We start from the raw sequence: 24,555 nt of genomic DNA, 5'->3' as shown, positions 1-24,555 counted from the left end.
TTACAAAACGGTTTGCTTCTTCTTCAAGATCGATATCTTGGCGCGAACACGGATTGGTTGGGGCTTGCGGATATTTCATCCCTTTTGCATATGCATTCACCCTGACGTTCGGATCGGCGACGATTGCACTTTGCGGCACGGAGTGACGTTGGGAAACAAGGGTGAGAGCTCAAGTGCGGTCCCTTCAGTGGGAAGCGGCGTCGAGTTTGGTTGCTATGCAGTGGTTTTCGGCGGGGTAAGCATTCCAGATGGAACCAGAGTGCGCGCTCTGTCGCTCACGACGGAGAGTGAAAGGTCGAAGGTGGCGATCGACGTGAACGCTCGCGATGCCTGTGACCTCGATCGGAAGTCTCTGTGCGGATTCGACAGGCCGTGAATACCGAAGGACCACATAAGCACATCAATATTCATCGCGCGTTCCAGATCCACTACGCGTTCAAGTTCATCAATCTGTTCCTGGGATTCTTCTTTCAGATCCTTGTGGTGAAAACGCTACCGCCGAGCGGCTACGCGACCTATGCGATCTTCCTTGCAATCCTTTTGACGATGGAGCGGCTACTTTCGTTCGGCATTGATCGTACGTTGCTGCGTTATGTTCCATCGCTTACAGCGGATGGTGACTATCAAGGCCTCGCGGCCCTGTTGAAGAGGGTGGCTCTCGTAAGGGGGGGATCTATCCTGGTGGCGCTGGGTGCAATTGGTCTGCTCGCGACGTTCGCGCGAGACACGTTGCTGATGGGCGAAGGGATGCTTACGATCTGCGCGTTCGCTGTTTGGTATGCGGGCTATGCGGTGACGACCGATTTGGAGATGTTGGCGCAAAGCTGGATTGTGCACGCGACGACCGCGATATCGGGAACGATCGATGTCCTTTTGCGAAGCGCGTGCGTACTCCTTCTTGCACTTTCCGGTCATGAAATCAGCGGCGCTACAGTGATCGCAATATCGGCTGTGACGACGTTCGTTGCGGTGATCATCATACTCTTAAAATTGATCCGGCTCAGGCCGCATATCTCAAGTCTTCTGATCGCGACCAGCGAGCAGCGATTGCCCCGCCTGAGCGCGAAGGATGCTCCGCTTTTCGCCGCATCAATCTACGCGTCCAACATTGGTTGGTTGATTACCAGTCCCTCGGTTGTCAGGATATTTGCCAAAGGCGGGCTCGATATTGTTACGTTTTCCGCATTTTCGTTTGTGCAAGGGCTTTGCGTTTCGATTCAAAGAGCGTTTCCCGGTCTGATGATCCTCCCAAGTCTGGAGCCCTTGTTCGCCAGGTTCACGATGGCGCCTGCGCGAGTGTTTTCCTCGCTTTCGTTGGTGTTCAAGCTTGAGTTGGTCTGCTTTCTGGCTTTCTCAATTCTTACCGGCCTCGCGGGACGAGAGATCATCGCGCTTGTATCACGGCCGGAATATGCTCCGTACTACTACTTGCTCCCGTTGGTCATGTTGATCCTCTTGTTTCAGACGATTTACCGGATATGCGAGATTGTTACGAGCGTTCAGCTTAAGCACACCGTCTTCCTGGCGCTCTGGCCGGTATCGCTGCTGGGGGTCGCAGCTCTCTACCTGACTGCAGATCGTTGGGGCCTTCTCGCAGTCCTGTTCATTCCGCTCACTGAAAGTGCAATCCGTATCGGAATCATCATGCTTGCCCATCGACGCGTCGAGACATGGCGGGCAATAGACCCCGTTCGCTCGCTCCAGGTCGGAACAGCGGCAGGCGGCTCCGTTCTATTTGCTTTGCTTGCTCGCTACGCCCGACCAGACTTCGGAAACCTAACCTTGGCCGTGCTGGCTACAGGTCTCTTCTTCTTGACGGTGTTTGTTGTACGCCCACTGCGTAAGGATGAGGTCGCGAGTCTCAGTCTGACCATGCCGTCGTCCCTGCAGTCCCTGAGTCGCGCGATCACGCGTTGGGCCCGATAGGGATAGATGGGCTCGCCCTCAGGCGCCGTTTGATCGAGCCATGGCTTCGGTCGCTCAAAGTCAAAGTGCTCTTCGAGAACCTACCTTCCGGGCAGCCTCAGGGCCTCCAGCATATCCGCCTCAAATGCGAACGGGGGAGCTGCAGAAGAGATCGCAAAACAATCGCCTTGCATCTGATGGATAGTGATCAGTCCTATACCGCTTGCAAATGAGTTGTCCCGTATCGCCCGGACGAAATTGAAGGCGCTTTTCGAGGGAGCCTTTCCGACGCAACCAGCTTGGTCGCGATTTACGCCAAACTCCGTATTCATGATTTGCTTGCGTGACAAGTGATGAAGGTCGGCCCAGGTGTTTACGACATTCATTCGCTTCAGCAACAACTCCGCATTGCCAAAGGTTGTCCTGTACTTCTCGAAGCTGTAGCTGTGAACCGTTCGATACAGAAAGTCGTAGATTAGTTGCGATTTTGCCGAGTGGGTCAGATTTGGATCTGCCGCCACGTTTCTTCGAAAGATATTTTCTGCGGCGAGCTTACCATCTCTGTCCATTGCAGCAGGAAACTCAAGACCGCCGACATGAGAGAAGAATCCAGCATACCCTTGATGCGTGAAGGTGGCGGACTCGTAGGGGTGGATCGCATAGCCGGTATTCGCGTCAAAGCGGTCGGGCCTTAGATTGACAACACCCGCTGACGAGTCCCCGCTGACCGATCCGTCGAGCTCCGCGAAGCCGGTTCCGGCCACGATTAATGTGTGAGTTGGCAGGATCAGGCGGATCTGCTTCCAGTAGAATTCGATTTGCTCGTTCCAGGGGCGCTGATCGTTGAATGAAGTGGGTGACGGGGGTTCGTTGAAAAGCTCGATAGCAACCAGAGCTGGCGGAAAGCGCGCCCCGATGGAAATGGCAAGCTTGCTGACGACGTGGATCAAGCGCTGAAACTTCTCCCCGGTCTCGCCATCCAGCAAATCGACATCCGCGAAGCCGGAGACCGGGTGAGCTCCTCGAGGGAAGGGATGAATATCCACTAGGACCCTCAGTCCACTGTCTACTCTCCGGGAAATGCCGATCATTATCTGCGCAACTAATGCATCAAGTAAGGTTTCGGAGCGAGCCGACATCAACGCGCCAACGTCTATCACCATTCTGAGGCAGTCAAAGCCAGACGAGTTGATCAAAGCGAGCCGCGATTTTGGCATGATTGCTTGGTCGGAGCCGCCGTTTCGAAAGGGATCCTCGTCGTAAACAGCCGATCCTGGGGGGCCGATCGACAAGCCGTATCCGAACGGCTGAAATGTGTTTAAGCAGACCAGGGTCTTGTGATTATCGGAGAAGGCAGGGCCGTCGCTCAGCTGCGGTTTCTGCATTGACGCGTGAGAGGGAAGGCCCGAGCAGCAGATGGCAAGAGCTGTAGCCATCGCCATCGTCCGTAGTTCTCGAAAGTGACAAGCGTTCAATGGAATGCCCAATCTTAGGTTATCGACGACTCCGTGGATGTCCGACCTGCCTCCGCTTTGATATCTTGCGGCCAGCGGAGAACATTTCGGCGTAGACAAATTTGATTTCTAACGGCCGCTCGACAATCTCGGCGGACCTTCCGGCGTTAGGAGTTGATTGGAGCCGGCGGCCGGCTAGGCGGGGTTGGAGCCAACTCCCAATCGTCGTTTAGGCTCTCGCCTGTACTGGCGCTTGAGCAGTCCGGGGGGACTGTTGAGCGATCTAGAACGCGCGCCCAAGCGTCTCAATGCGGAAAGCTCGGAGCTCGCGGTCACCATCGCCATCGCCGGCAAGACCGCATACCAGCTATTTGGCGCTAGAAACGCCGACTCTACAACGTTGGCCCCAATCATATAAATGAAAATCGCCAACGGAAACGCGTTGATGTGCGACTTCTCTTCATCTCCAGATATCAGAAGTCGCGCCGCAATCCAAAATTGCCAGGCGAGCAGGGCCAAGCATAGTGCGAGACCAACATACCCGAACGAAATTAGTATCTCCATAAAGCCATTATGCGCGTTGAGGAACTGACCGTATCCTATACCTTCGATCTGAGGTGATACTATCTTGGTAAAACCTGCTGCGAGACCGTAGCCAAGGAGCGGGCGCTGGTCGGCTAGCCCAATCAGGTAGCCCCACAGCGGAACGCGGCCCGTCAAATCGGGCTCCTTTCCAAGAGCATTAAGTGTGAGCGTTGCAAGATCGCCGCCGAATAATGCGATCATCAGAAGCGCAAGCGTCAGGAACGGCAATGCGGCTATTCGTATTTGAAATGAGCATCGACCCACGAGCATCAGCGTGGCCAGCAGGACGGGCATGAAACCCGCTACGGCGTAGGCGGCACCGGAGTTGGCTCCGTACAGGCACACCAGACTGATAGTGATGATGGCAACGCGAACTGCATAACTTGTGAAGGCAACGCGGCCATAAAAGAGCACGAGTACGAACGACAGCGCGGCCAGCTGCCCCAAGGCGGTCCGATGGCCAATCACCCCGCGCCAGGAACCCGCGTGGACCGCCTCAAAAGGAAAAACATCTGTGGCCTGATGGACACCCTGATAAGGAAAAACAAAGACCCAGACAAAGCTTGCAACGATAATAGAGGACAGCGTCCAGAGGAATAAACGCAGCGAGCCTACCGTTCCAAACTTTGAGCAAATGGCAATTCCAAAAAGTACGGTCCCAGACAGGGCAACGCTCTTTCGCAGAGTCAACAGCGGGTCTGGCGACCACAACATTGATAGGAAGCCCAGCAGAGGAAGGATAAATACAGGCCAGCTATGACGAACGGTTGTCCAGAAATTGGACGAGATCAGGAGAAGAATCGCAACCAAATAGCACAAGCTCAGCACGATTTGGCTGCGAAGGGAGCCATCTGCACCGAGGTCCATCGGACGGCCAGTGTCGATGCCGGCAATCTGCAGCGCAAATCCGCCGATCATCGCGATCATGCAAATTCCGGAAATGATCGTGACCGGCAACGGAACCGAGGGCGGTCCCGAATTTTCTGTAGGTCGCTGAAGCTTGAGCCGATAGAAGTTACGTTTTTGAAAAACCGAATTTCGTTGCATGATCCAACTGGTCTTGCGCGACGAACGCTGAGAGGTCGTCAGGACGCGAATGTCTCAGTGGGCGACAAATCGTAAACGACGAGGATTCCCCGAATATTGCTACAGCACATTTTAAATACCAGGGAAATAAATAATTAAGTATTTGCGAAACAAGCTTAAAATGGCCGAGTTGCCGCGGTCGGTCTTTTGTCCCGCCGTCACCCTCGAACCGTTTTAGGCGGTCTACTCGTGGCAATCTCTGGGAGATGGTTGGCCACCGCAAGCGTGACGTAGGCAGCCCCAGCTGGCGGCCTCAGTTGAGTTTCCTGCGAAGCTTTCGAGCGCTGGCGGGCCTACCACTCCCTGCGCTCTAATCCGCAATTGGATCGGCAGCCGGGAGCATTGGGGCTGGAATTGCTATGGCGTGCCATGTTGGCCCTCCAAGTGACAATGCGTAGAAAACCGGAGTCCGGTAGTTGTCCGGACTCCATTTTCGGAACGGGGTGTTCTACTGAAGGAACACCGGCGCGATTTGAGCACCAAGTTTTTTCGTTATTCCGGGAATGCCGCAGTGGGGGCTGGAACCACGCTGCGGCTTTTCCGATTTCGCGAGGGTTCGAGCTGCCACCTGGCGGCCGGCGGCACAGACTGCACATGCCAAGGAAGAAAGCCCCAGCTACGCTAAGGTGATGCGTGAGGAATGGGCGTTTCGGTTTTTCATTTGCTTGGTCGGGCTTTTCCCCGTCGTTCTAGTGGCAATCTTGTTGTTCAAGCTTTGAGGCCGCCAACTGAGACGGCCTCTTATTGATCCCTCTTCAGCTTTCGCCGGCCCCAATGAGGCTCTTTGCCCTTCGGGCTAAGCTCCGGGACATAGTGGCGGTTCAATGCCCGCATGACCCCGATGCGGGCAAACATCGTCGGGCCACCACCTTCCGCCACCACGATCAAGGCTTCCATCGCCGCTTGCCACTCCAGTACGGCGTGCTCTTTCTTCGGCAGCGTGGCGATGTACTCGCCGGCGTCGAGCAGCGTCACCAGTACGTGATTGTCGATCGTGACCGGATCCTTGAAACGCCGACCCCAGCCTCGTTCGGTCATTCCTTCCGCTTCAGATCATGTCCCGCGGCACCAATGGCGCGTTCAACCTCATCGGCCAGGATTGTCAGATGCTCGGCCAGCTTGGTGAACAGTTCTCGCTTCCTGGGCTCAGTTGCCAGATCACGAATCAAGGCGCACTCGGCAGCATCCGTTCGCAGCTTTTCCAACTGAGCCTGCATGTCTTTCATGGTGATCGGTTCCGTTCCCGATCTGGAACTATAACGCTTTGTGCAAAAGCAGACAGATTTGATTGCCGGTTTTTCCTATGCTCATGACCACCTGGCGACCCCATTACCGCCAAGGTAGCCTCCAAACGGCCCCGGCAACTTAGTCTTTTGCTGGGGCCGCTTTTGCGCTGGTGCCGATCAGCCGGACATAGGTCCCGCTCTCGTGCAGCTCGAGCCAGCCGCATTCAACCGCATACTTGATGCCGGCCCCAAACTCCGAGCCACTGGCTTTTAGCGTGTAAAGGAAGGGCGCGTTGACCTTCTCGATGTGGATGCGGCCGTCCTGGACAGCTTCAATAGTCGTCGCGAGTTCTATCAGCTTGCGGGCCGCGACTTCTGGGTTGGCGAAGGATCGTTCGGTGGCAAGTTTCATCGGTACCCCATAGCTGGCACGGTCGGCCTATTCCAATCGAAGTCTGGTCGGACATCGGCGCCTCTTCTGCCGCACGTCTGGCAGACGAATTTCGACTCAATATCCGATAGCCGCACATCGTCAGACCATCGATCCGCGCTTGAGGCGCTCGAGACTCTCCGGATGCTGTTGCGGCAGCCTGGCGGCAAGGGCGGCCTTTCCGTTGATCGAGATGCGCCCAACGGCAGCTTCGACTACCCGCGCGCCGAGCTCGACCCTAGCAGCTTATTAGCCCGGATTTTCAAGGCTAAAAGTCTCGGACTGCTCGTCATAGGCGAACAGCTCGGCATAACGGCCCCAGGACACCATCGTCTTGAGCGTTTCGTCCGCATAATCCTCGGACATATAGTCTTCGAGCTCGTTGCGGAACCGCGCCACGGGCGCAGTGTGCGAGGGACGTTCGTCGAGCACGCGGCGAATCAATCCCATCACCGGAACGTATGCGACGAGATGTTCGGCGAACAACCTTTTGCGTGCGTCGGTCTCGAGATGAGCGAAACGCTTGCCTGCTTCCGTCAGCATCAAGTCCCCTTCGCTGAGTTGGGCCAACCGCAGAAGCTGAAGAGATTCGCCGAGATGCAGGATTTCGTCTGCTTCGAGCTGGAGCTGGCTTGCGAGCACGGGCAGGTCGGCGTGTCCGTGATAGGGCGGTCCCGCCAGCGTCTCGATCAGGCCGGACAGCACGTTGGATGAGACGTGATGCAGAGTCATGCCGATACCGGTCCCGGAAATGCCTTCGATCGAAGATGCCTTCGGCTCGGCGCGCTGGGTCATGCGGGCATAGATGCTGTCGACAAGCTGGCGGAAATGCGGATCAAGCCGGTTGCGTGGATGAGGCAGGTCGACCTTGATCTCGGCGGCGACACGCCCTGGATTGGATGAAAATACCAGGATGCGATCGCACATCAGGACTGCCTCCTCGATATTGTGCGTCACCATCAGGATCGACTTGATGGGTAGTCGACCCTCGATCCAGAGATCGATCAGATCGGTCCGCAGCGTCTCAGCGGTGAGTACATCGAGCGCCGAAAAGGGTTCGTCCATCAACAACAAGTCGGGGTGCACAACAAGAGCGCGAGCAAAGCCCACGCGTTGGCGCATTCCGCCCGAGAGCTCTTTTGGGAAGGCCGACTCGAAGCCGTCGAGGCCGATCAGGTCGATCGCCGCCAGTGCGCGCTTGCGGCGCTCGGTGGCATCGACGCCTAGCGCTTCCAGTCCAAGCTCGACATTTTGCAGAACCGTCAGCCAGGGAAACAGTGCGAATGATTGAAACACCATGGCAACGCCGTTCGGTGGGCCAATGATGGCTTGGTCCCGGCACGTTGCCTCGCCTGACGAAGGGCTGACCAGTCCGGCGATGATCCGTAGAAGTGTCGATTTGCCGGACCCGGAGCGGCCGAGCAGTCCAACAATCTCTCCTGGCCGGATCGTTAGGTCGACGTTCTCTAGCACCAGAAATTCATCGCCGCTACCCTTTGGAAAGGAGCGGCAGACGCAGCGGATATCGATCAATGTGGCAGTTTGGTCGAGCATTATGGGCTCTCCTCTACTCAAGTCTCGTTAGCCAAGGCGCAGGCGCCGCTCGCCGAACGCGTAGAGCGGCCGCCAGATCAGTCGATTGAACAACGTCACCAGGATGCACATCGTGGCAATTCCGAGCACGACGCGCGGGAAGTCGCCGGCTTCCGTTGCGGAAGCAATATAGGCGCCGAGCCCGGTGGCCTTCAGATGCGTGTCGCCCCAGCTTGCGACCTCCGCGACGATCGACGCATTCCAGGAGCCGCCGGATGCCGTGATTGCACCGGTGACGTAGTACGGGAAGATTCCGGGCAGGATGACCTTGATCCACCACCGCCATCCCCGGAGATGGAAGCTGCCGGCGGCTTCGCGCAGATCGGTCGGAAAGGCGCTCGCGCCCGCGATCACGTTGAACAGGATGTACCACTGCGTGCCCAGGATCATCAGCGGGCTCAGCCAGATGTCTGGATTGAGCTTGAAGCTGACAATGGCGACGACAAAGACGGGGAAGGCGAGATTGGCCGGGAAGGCCGCCAGAAACTGGGCCAGCGGCTGGATCCGTTCGGCCAGCTTCGGGCGAAGCCCGATCCACACGCCAACCGGCACCCAGATCAGCGTGGCGAGGCTGATCAGGATGGCGACGCGCAACAACGTGATGAGCCCGTCCCTGATGACGACGAGAACGTCGGACATTCCGAGACTGGCCGAGAGATAGCGATAGGTCAGCCAGGCGGCATAGGCCGTGCCGGCGAGGATCAATGCGATCCAGACCGTATCGACGAGGCGTGACGTCTGGTCTTTACCTGGTGCCGCGGGCGGCAGCTTTGGCAGCGGAATGCGCAAGTTCGAGATCGCGCGGTTCAGCGCCGCGAAAGGAAGGGTCAGCGCACGCAGCGCCCGAGTCCGGCGGAACAGGTCGAGCATCCAGGAGGCCGGCGCCTCGCCTGAGGCGGTCTGCTCGAAGCGGAATTTGTCGGCCCAGGCGACGATGGGGCGGAACAGCAGCTGATCATAGGCGATGATCACGAGCAGCATCGCCAGGAGGGCGTAGAGGATGGCCGACAAATCCTGCTGCTGAATCGCCAGCGCGACATAGGAGCCGATCCCCGGCAAGGTCACCGTGGTCGTGCCGACGGTGATCGCTTCCGAGGCGACCACGAAGAACCAGCCACCCGACATCGACATCATCGCGTTCCAGATCAGTCCCGGCATCGCGAAGGGGACGTCGAGGTGCCAGAAGCGCTGCCAGCCGGACAAATGGAAGCTTTGCGTGGCCTCCTCGAGGTCCTTCGGCACGTTGCGGATCGACTGGTACATGCTGAACGTCATGTTCCAGGCCTGGCTGGTGAAGATCGCAAACACGGAGGCGAGCTCGGCGCCCAGCACCTGGTCCGGAAACAAATTCATGAAGAAGACGACAGTGAAGGTGAGGAAGCCGAGGATCGGCACCGACTGGAGGATATCCAGCAGCGGGATCATGACCAGCTCCGCGCGCCGGCTCTTGGCGGCGATCGCCGCGTAGACGAAAGTGAAGACAGTCGAGCACACCATCGCAAGCAGCATCCGCAACGTCGTGCGCAAGGCGTAGAGCGGCAGGTTTGCCGGATCGAGCGAGACCGGCGCGCGCTCCAGTTCGGACAGGGGCGCGACGGTCTGCTGGCCGCCATAGACGATCAGCACCATGGCGCCGATGACGAGGATCAGCGCCGCGACGTCCCAGACATTGGGACGTGCTGCCAACCCGATTGTGGTTCTGCGAATATCCTGTAGCCTCACGATGCGGTCCTCTCAGTTAGAATTCCGCGTGCAAGCGGCCCGAGAAGATCGAGACCGGCCCGCGATCGGCGTTGTAGGCGGGATTGACGACGAGCTGATAGTCGGCGGTCATCGTCACGCCCTCGATCACCGAATAGGCATAGTAGGCCTCGAGAATCCGCTCGTTGTTGTAGTTGAGACGGCCGTCGCCGATCAGGAGGCCGATGCCGCCGGCGGCGAGGAAGTCGCGATGCCCGGCCGACAAGCCGTTGATGGCGCCGCCGATGCCGACCGTGTCGTCCGGCCGTCCCCAGCGGCCGCCCTTGATCGACAGGCCGCCGGAGAGACCGCGGTCAATGTCGGTGAATGACAGAATCTGGTTCTGGCCGTCGTTCCAACTCGCGCGGGCGAACAGCCCGACGTCGTTGACGATCTGCTGCTCGAGATTGACGTAGAAGCCGTATTTGGAGCGGATGCGCTGGGTTGCGGTGGCGATGTCGTTAATGTTGAGCGCAGGGTTGGCGGCCGCCAGTGTCAGGACTTCGCGATAGTTCGCGGTGTTGCCGCCATTGGCAAAGACGCCGACACGCAATTTGCCCGGCTGCTCGAAGATCGAATGGCGCTCCTCGAATTCGACGACCGCGCCGCCCGTCTTGTAGACCAGTGTGTCGCTGTTGGGCGCATCGGGGACCTGGAACAGTCCGGCGCGCACGGCCCAATCCTTGCGGTTGAGCTCGACCACGGCGCCACGCGTGTAGCCGGGCAGGTCGGCGGGGAAATCGTACGCCCCCGACGACCACATCGCCCAGTTCATGAAGTCGGCGCGCGGGTCTTTTGCATATGAGTTGCCGTCGAAGAAATCACCGACGGCAAAACGGCCGACGATCAGCGTGATGCGGTCGATGTCGCGCTTGCCGGCGAGCTGGTTCGGCGCGTCGGCCACCTCTTCCTGCTCGCCGCCGAGGCCGAAGGTCTGCTTGAAGTAGTAGCGCTGCGGACGGATTTTCGGGAACGGCGCGCCAGCCTTCTGGGCTTCGCCATTGGAGAAGCCGGCAAGTCCGAGCGTGCCGTTGAGACCAAAGCCCTGGGCCAGCTCGGGATTGAAGTAGAATTCGCCGCCGTCCCACAGCCGCGCACCCAGAAACGCCGTGGTCGTCCACGTCGCCTGAAACTGGCCGCTGCCGGGCAGGCTCTGCGGGCTCGCATAGGGCGAATGGATCGGCCCGTAGCCCTGCGGCAGCACGGTCGTCTGGGCGTGGACATTCCAGTCGCCGGACTCCGGCAGTTTCGTCTTGCCGTTGATCGGCGCCATCCAGGGCGTATCGCCGAAGTGGTAGTTCAGGCCGAGCTTGAACAGATGAACGCGCGGTTCGACATCGACATTGGCGAGGCCAAAGCCGCTGAGATCGTAGGTTCGTCGCGACAGCGCGACGTAGTCGTATTCGGCCTTTGCGCTCCAATTGCCGCTGACGGCGAATTCAAGGCCGAGGCCCGCCGTCCACCCGGTTTGATACTTTCCGACCGGAAACAGCTCCGAGACACCGTCGGCATCATTGATGTTGATATGCGTATGGCCCCAGGCGAAACCGCCGGTGACGAAAGGCATGAAGCGGTCGAAGGCATAGCCGATGCGGCCGCGCACGGTGCCGACATAGTCGATTGTGGTGTTGAAGGGGGTCGGTGACCGTCCATGCGCGACGACGTCGCGCGGACCGGTGAACGTGGAGTCCGCCTCGATTCCGAGCACGATACGGTTTGCGAGCTGGCGATTGTAGCCAAGCTGGTAGCCGCCGGAGAGGCCGGTCGCGCTGGACGGCAGGATCATTCCCTGCGCGGGCAGAGGGTTGGTGCCGGGCCCAAAGCTCGCATCGCCGTAGCCGAAATGGCCGCCGACATAGAAGCCGGTCCAGTCGTAGAGGGTCTTCGCCGTTCGTGCCTTCAGCGGCAGATCGGCGGCATGCGGCTGGGGGCATCCCAAGCCCGTGAGTACGCTTCCAATGGCAAGAAATCGCTTCATTCCAAACCTCCGTGCATCGGCAGCCGCCGATCACTGCTTGCGCCGCTGTCCCAAAGCGAGCCAGGCGCCTAGTCGTCCCAGCCAGCGTGTTCCGGACAGGACCGCTCGAAGACCTTGATGGGAAATCCGTCGCTGACCGTGGAGGATCATGGCGCAATGCAGAGTTCGGCTGGCCATCCGAAGGACGGCCGCCGCCACTAGGCGTCGCAGTCGTGCGAAAAGTGCCTTGATCATCGGGCCCACCATCGGCGACGGCTTACGCGCCAGATCCAATCCAGGGTGCCTGAAGTGGCTCAGACGCCGACCATTGGCGCGGCAATCCTGGCGCCACGGTCATCTCCTCGGACCAATGGCAGACCAGTCCATTGTCGTCCGTCGACCAGCGGCAGAGAAGCCGCGGGCGGATCGATCGGCCAACGTTGTGGACGCGTAGATTGTCGTTGGCGGGAAAGGGACCGCTTGCTCTGCGCGCAAAGCGGCAAAGTCCGCGCAACCGAATTCGTGCGATTACCTTCAACATCGCTCACCTCCACCTCCGCATGACGCGGCAGGTCAGTGAGCGGAACGAGACCGCCTATTTGCGGTCGTAATTCCTGTCGCTGCCGCCGCTTTCGCGGACGCTTGTGTTCTGCGGCTGCGTTGCTCCTTCGGGGAGCGCGGCGCCATAGGTGGTACTGCCCATAGCTCTTCGTCTGGTTGTGATCCGTCGGGAACGGAATGTTCCAGACGGTGACTGGCCCAATATGCTTGCGATCGCGTGGAGTCAAGCACACAGTTCTATCCTCCAGGGAGGATATGACGTATCCTCCCTGGGAGGATAGGAGACGTCATGAAAGATCATGCTCACAGCTCGATTGCCCGCCGCCTGAAACGCGCACACGGCCATCTCGAAACGATTATAGAGATGATCGAACAGGATCGCCCTTGCGTCCAGATCGCCCAACAATTGCAGGCGGTGGAAGGAGCGATCGAGAACGCCAAAAAGATGCTGGTCCACGATCATCTCAGTCATAGTCTTGAACGATCCTTCCCCGCCGCGGGGTCGAAGGGCAGGGCGACGCTCAAGGAGTTCAAGCTGCTGGCGAAATACCTCTGAGGCCGTTGACCGATCCTTCGCAACGTCAGCACCCCCCTGCGGGCCTCACCGGCCATTTGAACGCGACGACGAAGAGAGCACTCGCTATTTCGCTGCCGGTTTTCCCAAGGTTAGGAGCGGCGAAGTCTGGATCCCAAGCATGGGTGACCAGCAACAGGGCGCACGCGAACGCTACGTTTGAGAACGGCCCCGCGATTAGAATGGCTGCACGCCGTGGAATCGAGAGGCCACCGATTGAGGGGCGAGTGTTCGGCTTTGTTGGCTTGAGAGACTCGGGTCCGTCATAGAAGCCGCACGTTGACCGAACAGGCAGAACCCTGAAGGCCAAAATCGTGCCTGATCCATCGGAAAGTCGACCGATCGTTGGACCCAGTCCAATAGTCACGACCACTGCATTGATGCCGAAGGCGCGGGCAGCAAGCAGATGACCAAGCTCATAGACGACCAGGGCGCAGTAGCCGCCAATAGCAAGCAAAGGGATCTGCCACATGCTGATCGCCTTCTACGCGCATTGGTCTTTTTGAAGTGACCAATAACGGCCTCTCTGAAAGACCAGGGGGTGTCGTGAAGTTCTCGGGCTTTCGTGAATGGCGAGCACCCGAGAGATGAAGAGTTCGTGGTCCCCGCCGTCGTGTCGGGCATATTGTTCGCACTCCAGCGCGACCAGCACGTCGGGAAGGAGTGGGGTACCGAACTGTCCGTCGGTCGCAGATATGTCGTCCCATTTGCCAGATTTTGCGCGCGCAAAGCGATCGGACAGATGGCCCTGCTCTTCGCCGAGTACGTTTATGGCGTACCGACGGCATAACCGCCATTTCACCAGGCTCGCCGCTTCGAGGTGAATGCTGAAGGCTACGAGAGGAGGAGTTAGCGATACCGAGTTGAACGAACTCATGGTCATGCCCAGTCGCTCGCCCTCGTCGGTCGTTGCGGTTACAACGATGACTCCGGTCGGGAAGTAGCCAAGCGCATCACGGAACTGTCGATTGTTGAAAGTCATGGCTATGTGCTCTCTCAGGTCGGCTGCAAGTGTCTGCGCTTGGCAAGCGTGGCTCGTATCTTGCTTCGAATCGCCTTGAGGACGTGGCAGATCAGGCTCCTGCTATTCAGCAGGGATCGCGGCTTCGATTTGCTGGGTATGGTGAAATGACGCGCTGTTCGCGGGCAGATCGTAGCTAGCCATCAGCTTGTCGACGGTCTGATCAAGCGATGCCCAGGGTGCGAGCCTCATGCTATGGGCCCGAACGAGGAATGGCGGCCCCGCATAGAAGTTCTCATATTGAACGTGTCGGGCGCCGAACTCCGAGGCCAGTAGATCCCAGGCCAGCTTGTAGAGCTTCATCCGATCCAGCGCGCTCTCATGCTCAGTCGACCAATAAGTCTCAAAAAGAGCGTTCATTTGATCGTTTCCGACGATTGAGATGTCGGCTGGCATCTGGAAGATGGCGCCGCCCATCAACTCTCTTACCGTCGCGCAGATCAGCCCATAATTGTCCTGGCACCAGCTGAGAGCGGCGTACATGTAACGCTGATTGACCACGACATACCCGTCGCCAACGGGCTGATGATCGGCGACCTGGCCAGCGATCAAGCCGGCGATCGTCGCCTCCATGGCCGCAAGTTTTCCGAGTGTCTCCTGAACGGCGGGAATTCCGCGGACGCCGGCAGATTTTGCAATCTTGTTCGCAAGCCCGACGATCAATTGAAGCTTTGCCCAGAAGCGTACGTTCGATTGATGATTTCCGAAGTAGTGCCCACCCGTTTCCATGTAGATCGCGCGACTGAGGTCGACGTTTCCGATCGTGAAGACGCGTGACCATGGGACCTTCACGTTGTCGCAGACGAGCATGCAATCGCTCTCGTCGAAGCGAGAGGAGAGGGGGTAGTCGAACGTGTTCGGTGCGGCCTGCTCCATCGATCGTCGTGACCAGAGCGATAGTCCCGGCGCATTGGCCGGTACCGCACAGGTCACGGCTTCCTTGATCCGGTCAGGCGCTAGCGGCGTCAGGTTTCCGATCCAGATCTCGTCGCAAAACGCGCCTCCGGTCGCGAGTGTCTTCATGCCGTGGAGAGTGATCCCCTCGTCGTCCATGGCCGAAACATGAAGTGCCGGCGACTTGAAGAACGACGAGCCGGCGTCAGATGAGTAGTTGCGCGCGCCCTGTGGAGGGTGGGTCGCATAGCTGACATAGAGATCGTTGTCGCGGATGTAGGTGTAATAGTCGAGGAGGTTTTGTTTGAAGCCGTGGTTCGGAACGTCGAACACTTCGGGCCGACAGGTCATCCCGGTAATGAAAGATCCAACGTGATCTGGGGATCGACCGAACAGTCCGTAGCTGGCATCGGCCCACGCTTTGTGCCCGGCCGTGCGGAATTCGAGGTCTTGGCGGCTACGCGGCCGCTTGAAATAGAAACTATGACGCTGACCGTCTTCCGAGAAGGAAAGTCGATCGAAATGATCCGGATTGCATTTCAGATCGAACAAGCGCGCGAAGCTTTGAGCAGAATTGCGGAAGGCAGGATGGGTGGTCACGTCATCAACGAGGTGGCCACCGAGGTAGATCTTGCGGCCGTCTCTCAGCGATCGAAGATAATTGGCGCCGGTCCGAAGCATTGTTCATCTCTCCAAAATTAGTTAGGTAAACTAAATAAATAGATGGGGCCTTGGAGTCAAGCAGGCCTCCCTGGGGGTTATCGCGCTGTTGTCCGTCGCCGACGCTTGGTTGGCTGGCGCAGCGCAGCCTCGCGTTGGTCTGCGGCGACATCGTTCAGGACCGAAATCGCGCTCTCGGCACGAGAGATCAAGACGCTCAGCTCGTTGGAGTAGGTGAGGGCGCTATTGCTATCGAGGTGCCCGTAGAGCGCGTCATTGACTATTTGCTGTATGGGCGCAATCGCCGAAAGCGAGGACACGCCCTTATCGGTAAGTTCGAGAAAGCTGACCCGCCTATCATCTGGATTGACGACCTTGGCCAGATAACCCTGCTCGACGAGGTCGGCGATCTCAACGCTTGCGTAGGCGTCCGTCACATGCATCTCGCGCGCTGTCGATCTGACGGTCCATTGCTGCTTATCAGTCAGACGTCCCACGGCCTGCATGAGCACATACTGAAAAGTGGAAAGGCCGACCAGAGAGGCAAATCCGCTACGAACGGTCTCAAGCAGGCTGGAAAGCACGAAATGCTGGTGGGTGATCCTCCGCACCAGCATGTCAGTCCCATCGACCATGAGCGCGGCGCGGGAAATCGTTGGCGGTAGTTTGGGGGCGCGAGGCCGGGTGACTGCCGCACCTGGCTTGGCCTTCGATACGCGCTCCCTCGACTTTGTCATCTCAACTGTTCCTCAGAAGGCCGTAGCGTACGAATCGCTATCGTGCCGCCCGCGCGGGCCAATCGTCGATTAGCATGCTTTGGCCCATGCCAACAGGGAGCGCGGCCTTGTGGCCAATCGCCTTGAGGACCGCCCAGCCAAGGCAAAGATTGGAGGAAAGCACCGCCTTGCCTGTGGCGCGAACGATGTCTGGTATGGCCCGCAAGGTCGGGGCGCCAGTGCCGGTCAGGACAATCGCGTCGGCCGAGTGCCAGTCCAGGCGCAGGACCGCTTCGACAACCTTGGAGGCGCGTAGCTTATATATGTTAAGCGTGTCACTGGAGCCGAGGTCAATTCCCCCTTTCGCCGTCAGATCAAAGCCGGCCTGTGACCAGAACGAGAATGATGCCTCCTGCAGCCAGCCCGGGTAGGGTCCAAAGAGGGCAATGCGCCGCGCCCCGAGCTCGGCGAGAGCAAGCTCAATGGCCTCGGCCGAGGAGAGAATAGGGTAGCCGTATAGCCGGGAGAGCTGCTCGAACTTCCGACGCACCTCGTCATGACCCAGCAGGTAGGTCGTTGCGGTGCAGGCGAAACCAAGGGCCCCGAGCCTGATTGCGCCAAACCCCTCGAGGCTCTCCCCCAGATTGAACAAATAGTCTGAAAACCTCTTGCGGGCGTCGATGGGATCGCCGCGGAGCCGTGTGGTGAGGCTCAGCACGTCCGGTGGCATAAGTGCGGCCATTTCAGGCTCTACGGTCGGATTGGACTGTGGCGGGGCGAAGCCAACAATGCCGCCGGATCCGTACTCAAAATCATTGGACATCGTCGCGCTCCGTCAGCTTCTCAAGGGATTTAAGCAGGTCGCTGGTTGGAAGTACGTCAGCGTATTTCTGGGCCATGTCGAACAGGTTCACGCCATGAGCGATCGAGCTGCGGTCGTAGACACACTCCTGCGGCACGGCGACGTGAAAATTGTAGGAGAAGGCGTCGACCACGCTGGCGCGGACGCAGCCTGACGTCGTGCAACCCGTCATGATGAGGCTGTCGACCTGGAGGTCCACGAGATGGCTCACCAGAGTGGTGCCAAAGAAGGCGCTGGGGTGTTTCTTCGGTATCAGTATGTCGCCGTCGATCGGCGCGACTTCCCGGACAAAGCGGTACCCGACGGGCGGAATCGTCATGATCGAGGGGACTTTTGCCGCAAGCCGGCCGCCGTCCTGCAGGACCTTCGGCGCGACATGTGGAAAGAGGACGGGCCAACGTTTCTTTCTAAATAGTTCCAGCACTGTGCTGATGTGCCCAACGGCCTGCCATGCGACCTCACCGCAGGACGTCGGATATTCCTCGACCGCTTGCCAAAACGGCAGCGGCAACGAGCCGGTCGTTCGATACTGCACGTCGATAATGAGAAGCGCAGGCCTGCGCCCAATGCCCGCCGAGCGGCCGAATCCGGCCGCATCGTAAGCTCGTCGATCTTCGTCAGTGATGATGCCGTCCCACGGTCGCACGTCAGATCTCCTCTATAAAATTAGTTTGCAAAATTAAATATCGTCGGATAGCGTTGCGGTCAATAGAGGAAGCGAGGAGGGCCCATGGCCAAGTTTGATACAAAGATGGATCGTTATCCGTTCGTGCCAATCACACAGCGGCCGACCTACGATTGGCCCGGTGGCAGGAGACTTGCCGTTTATTTTGCAATCAATATCGAAGCATTCGAGTTCGGCCGAAACCCTGGACCGGACTTCACGACCATGCCCGCCCCGCCGTTTCATCGCGGCTATGCTTACCGGGACTTCGGTAACCGGGTTGGGATCTGGCGCCTGATCGATCTCTTCCAGGAGTTCGACATCCAGCTCTCGGTACTTGCCAATACCGCCGTCTACGATGCCTATCCCGCGCTCATGGATGCGTTTCGACGGCGGGGCGACGAGTTCGTCGGCCACGGTCGTACAAATTCGGAGCGGCAGATCGACATGACCGAGGACGAAGAACGCGACATGCTGAGAGAGGTTCGGCTCCGCTTCGAGAAGGAAGAGGGGACGGCGCCGCAGGGGTGGCTCGGACCCTTCATCTCGCAGAGCACGAAAACCCCAGAGCTGCTGGTCGAGCAAGGCTTCGGCTATATGCTCGACTGGTTCTACGACGAGCAGCCGCAGCTGTTCAGAACGGATCTCGGCCCAATTCTCAGCGTGCCGTATCCATCCATGGAGTTGAACGATCTGCCGGCCGTCTTCAATAGAAGGGTCAGCGACGCTGAGTTTGCCGATCTCTTGGTCGATGCTTTCGATCAGCAATTGCAGGACTCCGAGAAATATCCGCTCGTCTTCTCGGCCGCACTCCACACCTTTGTCATGGGCCAGCCGCACCGAACCCGAAAGTTGCGGCGCGCGCTCGCGCACATCGCCTCTCAGCGCGACAAGGTCTGGATCACGACGGCCGGCAAGATAGCCGCTCATGCACTCTCGCTGCCCAAGGGGACGCTTCTCAGCCCCGAGATCGCAGGGACAGGCATTTCGCCTGAGCATTCATCGCATCGCCAAAGCCGCGTCTGATCTGCCGGGAGATGCTCAATATGGTGAAGCGATATCTCGATAAGTCTGCCTCGATCGAAGTAGCGGAGCGGCCATGATTGCTCAGCAAATTGTTAATGGCCTCATGCTCGGCGGCGTGTACGTGATGGTCGCCGTCGCCTTTACGCTGGCGATCGGTGTTCTCAACTTCCTCAATTTTTCTATTCCTGGCATCTTCATGGTTGCAGGAATGGTTTCGTGGGCCGCGCTGAAGAGCGGCCAGCACTGGCTGCTCGCGTTCGGCTTCGCGCTAATGGCGAGCGCCGTCGTGGGAGTCGCCGTCTATTTCCTGACTTATCGGCCGAGCAGCGACAGCGACCCGGAGGTTCCTCTCGTCAGCTCATTGGGATTCCTGGTTCTCCTCGAGAACCTGATCGTCTTGTGGTTGGGATCTGACCAACAATCCTATCCCGCGATCATTGCGGATTTTAATTTCAGAGCGGGCTCGATCATCGTCGGCGGAGCTCAGCTTCTAAGTCTGGCACTTTCGCTCGCGTTTGTGATCGCACTGTCCCTGTCGTTGCGGTTCACGAACCTCGGGCGTCAGGTCAGGGCGATCGCCGAAAGCCGCCGCACGGCATCGATTCTCGGTGTGAATGTCGGCTCCGTCGTCCCTAGAGTGTTCGTGCTGAGTGCGCTGTTTACGGGCGCCGGTGGCATCCTCTTCGCGATTAGCTACCTGCAGGTGTCCTCGTCCATGGGGGAGAGCATCGGGTTCAAGGGTATCAGCGCAATGATCATCGGCGGCATGGGCAACATCTGGGGAGCGGTCGCTGGCGGCCTGCTGATCGGGCTCGTCGAGATATTGTCGACGCAGTTCCTTGGTGCCGACTTCGTCAATATCGGCGTCTACGGCTTACTCCTGGCTTTGCTGATCATAAAGCCTGAAGGGCTTTTTGGCATGGCTGTCGCCAGGGAGAAGTTCTGATGTCGGGGTATCTGACCGGGCTCATCGTGCTTCTTGCCCTCAACACCATCGCCGCTTACGGCGTCTACCTGCCGATGGCCGCGGGACAGCTCAATCTCGGAATCGCGGGATTCATGGCGATCGGGGCCTACGCCTCTGCATATCTCACCAACATGTGCGGATGGCCGGCCCTTGCCGCTATAGCGGCTGGCGGGGGGACAGCGGCAATCCTGGCGTTCGTGGTTGCGATGCCAATCCTTAGGACCCAGGGCATTTATCTGTCCCTTGCGACCTTTGCTTTGGGACAGGTCATCTGCGCGATTTTGCTTAATCTGGAAGTTGTCGGCGGTGCCGCCGGCTATCCCGTCTCGACCCACATCGAGGCCTTTACGGTCGTCGCCGTGACGGTCGTAGTCGTCTTGCTCGTATGTCTGATGTCGACGACACGAGTGCCGATCTATCTCGCGGCCGTGAAGAATGGACCTCCTGGGCCTGAATGTCAAGGCCCTTGGTGTCGCCGCACTGACTGCTGGCGCGACCATCGCCGGCGTAGGTGGGGCACTATATGCGCACTACTTCAACTACGTCGAGGCGCAGTACTTCGGCGTGATGCTGAGCACCTACACCGTGCTCTACGTATTGCTCGGAGGGACTCAATCGGTTTGGGGGCCTCTCGTCGGTGCCGCGATCTTCACGATTGTGCCGGAAGCACTGAGGTCCAGCTCGCAGTGGCGATATGCGATCTTTGCACTTTTCATCATCCTCTTCATGGCCCTGCGTCCGCAAGGGCTGATCACTCGTGGACTGACGCGTCGGCGCACGCAGGCCGCAGTGCAGGGCGGAACAACCGCGTCATGAGCATGCTCCTTTCGATGCAAAATCTATCAAAAGCGTTCGGCGGTCTCGAAGTCGTTCGCGAGCTCTCCTTCGACGTGCCGGAGCGAACAGCAACCGCACTGATCGGTCCCAATGGTGCCGGGAAGACGACCGTCTTCAACCTCATCAGCGGTGTGTACCCGGTCACTTCGGGAAGCATTCGGTTTCGCGGCTCGGATATCGTGAATCTTCCGTCACGCTATCGAATCAAGCGCGGAATCGCTCGCAGCTTTCAGAATATCCGTCTGATCCCCCGTCTGTCAGTGATCGATAATCTGCTCATCGGCCAGCACGTCACACTGACGCGGCCTTTCGATGTGATGCGGCCATTTCGATTGGTTCGGGATCACGAGTGGATCTGCGCGGCCAAGGCCGAGCTTTCGGCGTTCGGTCTAGGTCAGTATGCCGATGAACCCGTAGGTCTGCTCCCTTACGGGATCCGCAAGCGCGTGGATCTCATCCGGGCAACCCTGTCGTCGCCCTCGGTTTTGATGCTCGACGAGCCGGCTGCGGGTCTCAATGCATCGGAAACACGCGAATTGCATAGCCATCTCGATACTCTGAAGGAGCGGGGAGTAACCCTTCTCGTGATCGAGCACGACATGCAGTTCATCCGATCGGTCTGCGAGAAAATTGTCGTGCTGAACTTTGGCTGCAAAATCGCAGAAGGATCATTCGACCAGGTGAGGACGGATGAGCAAGTTCGTGAAGCTTATCTTGGGGCGGAGCAGGCGGCATGAGCGGATTGATCCTCGACATTGAGCAAATGTCGGCGTGTTACGGGCGGGTCGAGGCGCTCATCGGTGTTTCGCTGCAAGTCGCGCATGGTGAGATCGTGACCGTTGTCGGTGCAAATGGGGCCGGCAAGAGCACTCTGCTCCATTCAATTCTCGGAATGGTCTCGCCAGCGAATGGCAGGATTACTTTCGCCGGCGCGGACATCACCCGCTGGCCGATTCACCGTCGCATCGACACCGGGCTCGTTCTCGTGCCGGAGGGCCGGCGGATCCTGGTGTCCATGACGATCGAAGAAAACCTGCTTCTTGGCGCCCATATGCGGCAGGACAAGACTGCCGTACGGCGTGAGATCGATGGCATCTATGATCGGTTTCCAAATCTCGCGCAGCGCCGAAATCATGATGCATCATGCTTATCTGGTGGGGAACAGCAGATGCTTGCGCTCGGCCGCGCAATGCTGGCGAAACCACAACTCCTGATGATGGATGAACCATCCCTCGGCCTGTCACCCTTGTTTGTCTCGAAGCTGTTCGAGCTCATCCGGGAATACAATCGCGAGGGGCTCAGCGTGCTGCTGATTGAGCAGAACACCGCAAATGCTCTGAGGATCGCTCACCGCGCGACAGTGCTGGAATTGGGCCGAGTGGCCCTCGAGGGGAATGCTGCCGCCATCGCTGGCAGCGCTCGCCTTCAGGAAGCCTATCTCGGGGGCGCGGCTCGCGAGGTTACGGAGATTGATCACAAGAGGAAGTCAGCAGGGAGGCGTTCATGAAATGCAGAAGAATTCTGGCGGGAATCGCAATTGCAAGCGCGCTTGCGTCGGCGGCGTATGGGCACGAAAGGGAGTTGGTCATCGGGTTGTCGATGGCCAGGACCGGTACGTTCGTAAGTGTGGCGAACGCAAACGAAATTGCCGTCGATATGGCCGTTGACGAGATTAATCGCGCCGGCGGCGTCAACGGATCCGCAATCCGGCTCGTGAAATTCGATACGGCCGGTGACCCCAAGCAATCGGTGCTCGCGGTGGAGCAGTTCGCTCGTGACAACGGGGCCCTTGCCATCGTCGGCCCATTCTCGTCGAGCGAGGCGCGCGTGGCATTTTCGGCCGGAGAACGGCTCGGGATCGTCCAGATGTCGATGTCATCTTCCGCACCTGGAGTAGCGGCCCCATTCAAGTATGCTTTCCGGAATACTGTCGATGAAGGCCTGGTCATCGAGATGGTTCTCAAGGCCATGCGCGCCAAGAATCTCAGCATGGGGACTGCGGCGATTGCTTACGCGACCGACGACGCCGTATCCAAGGCGGTCGGCACCACGGTGCTGCCGGAGGCGCTGATTAAAGTCGAAGTCCCCGTCGGCGGATTCGTCGATTTTCCGTACAAGGCGTTCGACATGTCGGCTCAGGTCTCGAAGCTCGCCCAGCTGAAGCCCGATATCGTCGGCGTTGGGGCTCCCCCCGAGGCCATGATCAATCTGGCCAAGGAGATGAAACGGCAGGGCGTTAGCGCTCGCCTGTTCGCGGGCACGACGGTCGGCGATCCCGACTTGCCGGTCCGGTTTGGAGATGCGGGCGAGGGGACGATCATTGGCTCACCCTTCTATAGCGATCTCAACGATGCCGTCCGGGCCTTTGCAAGGTCGTTTGCGACCCGGGCAGAAGCCGCCAAAATCGGCCGGACGGTGCCAAATCAGACTGATATATCCAGCTACGATATCGTCTACCTCTATGCGGAGGCCATGAAGCGCGCTGGCGTGACGGGCGAGCCGTCCAAAATCGCTGCTGAGCGCACCGCTGTCAGGGACGAATTGCGGAAAATGAAGGATTACCCGGCTCTTGGTGGGAAAATCACATTTCGGGAGAATGGTGACGCGATCAAGCCCATTTACGTACTTGAGGCCAAAGGCGGACACTGGACTCTGTTTGATCAGCGTACCGCAGATTGAACACGGCTGGACGGTGCCGGATCATCGGCACCGTCCAGCCACTGCCATTACGACGGATGATCCGGCACCAGGACAGCTCGTCCGACAACGCGGCCCTCCCTGAGATCGGACAGTGTCTCATGAGCCCGATCAAGCGGCCTGGTCACAATCGGCATTTGGTCCACGCCTGTCCGCACCAGACCCATCAGCTCGATCAGATCTCGTCGGCTACCAACGAATGAGCCGGACACCGTAATGGCCCTTAAGGGCATTGTTGCCAGCGATAGCGTGCGCTCGCCGCCAAAGAGACCGACGATTACATAGATTGCGCCCTTGGCGAGGGTCGCCATGGCGAGATCCCATGAAGCCGGCGATCCGACGAAGTCGATGATCGCATGAATGCCTCCCTGGGCGCTCTCGGCAAGGAGTTTGGCAAAGTCATCTTTCGTAGGATCAAGAGCTGCAATGGCACCTGCTGCCAGCGCCGCACTGCGCTTATCGGGATCAATGTCCGCAACGATCGCGCCGGACCGCCCCATCGCCTTCAACAGAGAAAGGCACATCAGGCCGAGCCCGCCGGCCCCGACAATCAGGATTGGCTTTCCCAGGCGGTCGGGGCCGAGCTTCTTCAGGGCGGAATACGCCGTCAGCCCCGAGCACGCATAGGGCGCAGCCTGCTCCGGCGGGATCGCGGGAATATCGATGAGGTATCGGGGGTGGGGGACCAGGACGTGGTCGGCATAGCCGCCTGGGCGCAATACGCCGAGATATTGCGGAGTCGGACACAGATGCTCGTCGGAGCTCTTGCAGACCTGGCACTCTCCACATCCAAACCAAGGATAGACCAAATAGGTTCTGCCCATTTCAGCGAGACGCATGGCGTCTTCGCCCGCCGCTACCACCGTGCCAACGACCTCGTGGCCCATGGTGTGCGGCAGCTTTTGTCCCCGGTCGGACATCTTCATCATCTTGCCCCCGCCCAGGTCATAGCCGCCTTCCCAGATATGAAGGTCGGTATGGCAAACGCCACAGGCGTTGACCCTGAGAAGGACTTCGTTGCCCTTCGGGACGGGCGTAGATGTTTCGACGCATTCGAGGGGAGCCCGGTATTGGGTGAGCGCGAGACTTTTCAAATGTTC

At 58.8% G+C, this 24,555-nt stretch carries 23 protein-coding genes and 1 pseudogene; 9 read left to right on the top strand and 15 right to left on the bottom strand.

Features of this window, described 5'->3' with window-relative positions:
- Positions 1–372: 372 nt before the first annotated feature.
- Entirely contained in the window at positions 373–1,926 is a 1,554-nt protein-coding gene (locus ACVJ5M_RS31175; RefSeq protein WP_063984081.1) for a polysaccharide biosynthesis protein, read from the top strand.
- 80 nt (positions 1,927–2,006) lie between these two features.
- Here ACVJ5M_RS31175 and ACVJ5M_RS31170 read toward each other — a convergent pair whose 3' ends face one another.
- The 8 genes from ACVJ5M_RS31170 to ACVJ5M_RS31135 all read right to left on the bottom strand — a co-directional run bounded on the left by ACVJ5M_RS31170 (position 2,007) and on the right by ACVJ5M_RS31135 (position 11,997).
- Positions 2,007–3,341: a cellulase family glycosylhydrolase gene (locus ACVJ5M_RS31170; RefSeq protein ID WP_187387741.1), complete on the bottom strand. Its 1,335-nt coding sequence runs from the start codon at positions 3,339–3,341 to the stop codon at positions 2,007–2,009.
- A gap of 213 nt (positions 3,342–3,554) precedes the next feature.
- A complete protein-coding gene (locus tag ACVJ5M_RS31165) occupies positions 3,555–4,871 on the bottom strand; it encodes an O-antigen ligase family protein (RefSeq protein ID WP_063984079.1) in 1,317 nt (438 codons plus the stop codon).
- A 900-nt stretch (positions 4,872–5,771) separates the two neighbouring features.
- Positions 5,772–6,068, bottom strand: coding sequence for a hypothetical protein (locus ACVJ5M_RS31160; protein WP_063984077.1), 297 nt, complete (start codon positions 6,066–6,068; stop codon positions 5,772–5,774).
- Positions 6,065–6,256: a hypothetical protein gene (locus tag ACVJ5M_RS31155; RefSeq protein ID WP_063984076.1), complete on the bottom strand. Its 192-nt coding sequence runs from the start codon at positions 6,254–6,256 to the stop codon at positions 6,065–6,067. The genes ACVJ5M_RS31160 and ACVJ5M_RS31155 overlap by 4 nt, the downstream gene beginning before the upstream one ends.
- Positions 6,257–6,395: 139 nt before the next feature.
- Complete coding sequence (locus ACVJ5M_RS31150) at positions 6,396–6,668, bottom strand: hypothetical protein (protein ID WP_063982644.1); 273 nt, start codon at positions 6,666–6,668, stop codon at positions 6,396–6,398.
- A 267-nt stretch (positions 6,669–6,935) separates the two neighbouring features.
- The gene (locus ACVJ5M_RS31145) at positions 6,936–8,240 is read right to left on the bottom strand and encodes an ABC transporter ATP-binding protein (RefSeq protein ID WP_063984074.1); all 1,305 of its coding nucleotides are present in this window, start codon (positions 8,238–8,240) and stop codon (positions 6,936–6,938) included.
- Between the two features lie 27 nt (positions 8,241–8,267).
- Positions 8,268–10,001 (bottom strand): ABC transporter permease, encoded by a 1,734-nt coding sequence (locus ACVJ5M_RS31140; RefSeq protein ID WP_231144559.1) that lies wholly within the window; start codon positions 9,999–10,001, stop codon positions 8,268–8,270.
- Between the two features lie 16 nt (positions 10,002–10,017).
- On the bottom strand, positions 10,018–11,997 hold the full coding sequence (locus ACVJ5M_RS31135; protein ID WP_354100311.1) for a carbohydrate porin: 1,980 nt from the start codon (positions 11,995–11,997) through the stop codon (positions 10,018–10,020).
- A gap of 829 nt (positions 11,998–12,826) precedes the next feature.
- Between ACVJ5M_RS31135 and ACVJ5M_RS31130 the strand changes: the two genes are divergently transcribed.
- Entirely contained in the window at positions 12,827–13,093 is a 267-nt protein-coding gene (locus tag ACVJ5M_RS31130) for a metal-sensing transcriptional repressor (protein WP_063984071.1), read from the top strand.
- A gap of 25 nt (positions 13,094–13,118) precedes the next feature.
- Here ACVJ5M_RS31130 and ACVJ5M_RS31125 read toward each other — a convergent pair whose 3' ends face one another.
- From ACVJ5M_RS31125 to ACVJ5M_RS31100, 6 genes are all read right to left on the bottom strand, one after another.
- Positions 13,119–13,583 carry a site-2 protease family protein gene (locus ACVJ5M_RS31125; protein ID WP_084795179.1) on the bottom strand — a complete coding sequence of 155 codons (465 nt, stop codon included), beginning with the start codon at positions 13,581–13,583 and terminating at the stop codon, positions 13,119–13,121.
- A 12-nt stretch (positions 13,584–13,595) separates the two neighbouring features.
- A complete protein-coding gene (locus ACVJ5M_RS31120; protein ID WP_080669672.1) occupies positions 13,596–14,093 on the bottom strand; it encodes a flavin reductase family protein in 498 nt (165 codons plus the stop codon).
- Between the two features lie 102 nt (positions 14,094–14,195).
- Entirely contained in the window at positions 14,196–15,707 is a 1,512-nt protein-coding gene (locus ACVJ5M_RS31115) for a 4-hydroxyphenylacetate 3-hydroxylase family protein (protein WP_231144560.1), read from the bottom strand.
- 77 nt (positions 15,708–15,784) lie between these two features.
- A complete protein-coding gene (locus tag ACVJ5M_RS31110) occupies positions 15,785–16,423 on the bottom strand; it encodes a MarR family winged helix-turn-helix transcriptional regulator (protein ID WP_187387740.1) in 639 nt (212 codons plus the stop codon).
- 37 nt (positions 16,424–16,460) lie between these two features.
- The gene (locus tag ACVJ5M_RS31105; RefSeq protein ID WP_063984067.1) at positions 16,461–17,225 is read right to left on the bottom strand and encodes a maleate cis-trans isomerase family protein; all 765 of its coding nucleotides are present in this window, start codon (positions 17,223–17,225) and stop codon (positions 16,461–16,463) included.
- Positions 17,215–17,910 carry an isochorismatase family protein gene (locus ACVJ5M_RS31100; protein ID WP_231144561.1) on the bottom strand — a complete coding sequence of 232 codons (696 nt, stop codon included), beginning with the start codon at positions 17,908–17,910 and terminating at the stop codon, positions 17,215–17,217. Before ACVJ5M_RS31100 ends, ACVJ5M_RS31105 begins: the two co-directional genes overlap by 11 nt.
- An 84-nt stretch (positions 17,911–17,994) precedes the next feature.
- Between ACVJ5M_RS31100 and ACVJ5M_RS31095 the strand changes: the two genes are divergently transcribed.
- The 7 genes and pseudogenes from ACVJ5M_RS31095 to ACVJ5M_RS31065 all read left to right on the top strand — a co-directional run bounded on the left by ACVJ5M_RS31095 (position 17,995) and on the right by ACVJ5M_RS31065 (position 23,437).
- On the top strand, positions 17,995–18,954 hold the full coding sequence (locus tag ACVJ5M_RS31095) for a polysaccharide deacetylase family protein (RefSeq protein ID WP_063984065.1): 960 nt from the start codon (positions 17,995–17,997) through the stop codon (positions 18,952–18,954).
- A 73-nt stretch (positions 18,955–19,027) separates the two neighbouring features.
- Positions 19,028–19,900, top strand: a complete 873-nt coding sequence (locus ACVJ5M_RS31090) for a branched-chain amino acid ABC transporter permease (protein ID WP_063984064.1) — start codon at positions 19,028–19,030, stop codon at positions 19,898–19,900.
- Positions 19,900–20,235: pseudogene (locus ACVJ5M_RS31085) on the top strand (ABC transporter permease subunit); the annotation flags it as partial. The gene ACVJ5M_RS31090 and the pseudogene ACVJ5M_RS31085, both read left to right, overlap by 1 nt.
- A gap of 121 nt (positions 20,236–20,356) precedes the next feature.
- Positions 20,357–20,737 carry a branched-chain amino acid ABC transporter permease gene (locus tag ACVJ5M_RS31080; RefSeq protein WP_354100319.1) on the top strand — a complete coding sequence of 127 codons (381 nt, stop codon included), beginning with the start codon at positions 20,357–20,359 and terminating at the stop codon, positions 20,735–20,737.
- Positions 20,734–21,495, top strand: coding sequence for an ABC transporter ATP-binding protein (locus tag ACVJ5M_RS31075; RefSeq protein ID WP_231144563.1), 762 nt, complete (start codon positions 20,734–20,736; stop codon positions 21,493–21,495). The genes ACVJ5M_RS31080 and ACVJ5M_RS31075 overlap by 4 nt, the downstream gene beginning before the upstream one ends.
- Entirely contained in the window at positions 21,492–22,265 is a 774-nt protein-coding gene (locus ACVJ5M_RS31070; protein WP_063984062.1) for an ABC transporter ATP-binding protein, read from the top strand. Before ACVJ5M_RS31075 ends, ACVJ5M_RS31070 begins: the two co-directional genes overlap by 4 nt.
- Complete coding sequence (locus tag ACVJ5M_RS31065; protein WP_063984061.1) at positions 22,262–23,437, top strand: ABC transporter substrate-binding protein; 1,176 nt, start codon at positions 22,262–22,264, stop codon at positions 23,435–23,437. The genes ACVJ5M_RS31070 and ACVJ5M_RS31065 overlap by 4 nt, the downstream gene beginning before the upstream one ends.
- Positions 23,438–23,484: 47 nt before the next feature.
- On the opposite strand, the gene ACVJ5M_RS31060 is transcribed toward ACVJ5M_RS31065, so the two are convergent.
- The gene (locus tag ACVJ5M_RS31060) at positions 23,485–24,549 is read right to left on the bottom strand and encodes an alcohol dehydrogenase (RefSeq protein WP_063984060.1); all 1,065 of its coding nucleotides are present in this window, start codon (positions 24,547–24,549) and stop codon (positions 23,485–23,487) included.
- Between the last annotated feature and the right edge of the window lie 6 nt (positions 24,550–24,555).

The sequence above is a fragment of the Bradyrhizobium sp. S3.7.6 genome (genome assembly GCF_054061875.1).
This window is presented reverse-complemented; position numbering and strand designations above follow the sequence as displayed.

Bases quoted from the DNA above. Each gene is read 5' to 3' on its own strand.
- ACVJ5M_RS31170 (WP_187387741.1), bottom strand. From the start codon at position 3,341: ATGGCTACAGCTCTTGCCATCTGCTGCTCGGGCCTTCCCTCTCACGCG.
- ACVJ5M_RS31165 (WP_063984079.1), bottom strand. From the start codon at position 4,871: ATGATCGCGATGATCGGCGGATTTGCGCTGCAGATTGCCGGCATCGAC.
- ACVJ5M_RS31160 (WP_063984077.1), bottom strand. From the start codon at position 6,068: ATGACCGAACGAGGCTGGGGTCGGCGTTTCAAGGATCCGGTCACGATC.
- ACVJ5M_RS31155 (WP_063984076.1), bottom strand. From the start codon at position 6,256: ATGAAAGACATGCAGGCTCAGTTGGAAAAGCTGCGAACGGATGCTGCC.
- ACVJ5M_RS31150 (WP_063982644.1), bottom strand. From the start codon at position 6,668: ATGAAACTTGCCACCGAACGATCCTTCGCCAACCCAGAAGTCGCGGCC.
- ACVJ5M_RS31145 (WP_063984074.1), bottom strand. From the start codon at position 8,240: ATGCTCGACCAAACTGCCACATTGATCGATATCCGCTGCGTCTGCCGC.
- ACVJ5M_RS31135 (WP_354100311.1), bottom strand. From the start codon at position 11,997: ATGAAGCGATTTCTTGCCATTGGAAGCGTACTCACGGGCTTGGGATGC.
- ACVJ5M_RS31130 (WP_063984071.1), top strand. From the start codon at position 12,827: ATGAAAGATCATGCTCACAGCTCGATTGCCCGCCGCCTGAAACGCGCA.
- ACVJ5M_RS31125 (WP_084795179.1), bottom strand. From the start codon at position 13,583: ATGTGGCAGATCCCTTTGCTTGCTATTGGCGGCTACTGCGCCCTGGTC.
- ACVJ5M_RS31120 (WP_080669672.1), bottom strand. From the start codon at position 14,093: ATGACTTTCAACAATCGACAGTTCCGTGATGCGCTTGGCTACTTCCCG.
- ACVJ5M_RS31115 (WP_231144560.1), bottom strand. From the start codon at position 15,707: ATGCTTCGGACCGGCGCCAATTATCTTCGATCGCTGAGAGACGGCCGC.
- ACVJ5M_RS31110 (WP_187387740.1), bottom strand. From the start codon at position 16,423: ATGACAAAGTCGAGGGAGCGCGTATCGAAGGCCAAGCCAGGTGCGGCA.
- ACVJ5M_RS31105 (WP_063984067.1), bottom strand. From the start codon at position 17,225: ATGTCCAATGATTTTGAGTACGGATCCGGCGGCATTGTTGGCTTCGCC.
- ACVJ5M_RS31095 (WP_063984065.1), top strand. From the start codon at position 17,995: ATGGCCAAGTTTGATACAAAGATGGATCGTTATCCGTTCGTGCCAATC.
- ACVJ5M_RS31090 (WP_063984064.1), top strand. From the start codon at position 19,028: ATGATTGCTCAGCAAATTGTTAATGGCCTCATGCTCGGCGGCGTGTAC.
- ACVJ5M_RS31080 (WP_354100319.1), top strand. From the start codon at position 20,357: ATGGACCTCCTGGGCCTGAATGTCAAGGCCCTTGGTGTCGCCGCACTG.
- ACVJ5M_RS31075 (WP_231144563.1), top strand. From the start codon at position 20,734: ATGAGCATGCTCCTTTCGATGCAAAATCTATCAAAAGCGTTCGGCGGT.
- ACVJ5M_RS31070 (WP_063984062.1), top strand. From the start codon at position 21,492: ATGAGCGGATTGATCCTCGACATTGAGCAAATGTCGGCGTGTTACGGG.
- ACVJ5M_RS31065 (WP_063984061.1), top strand. From the start codon at position 22,262: ATGAAATGCAGAAGAATTCTGGCGGGAATCGCAATTGCAAGCGCGCTT.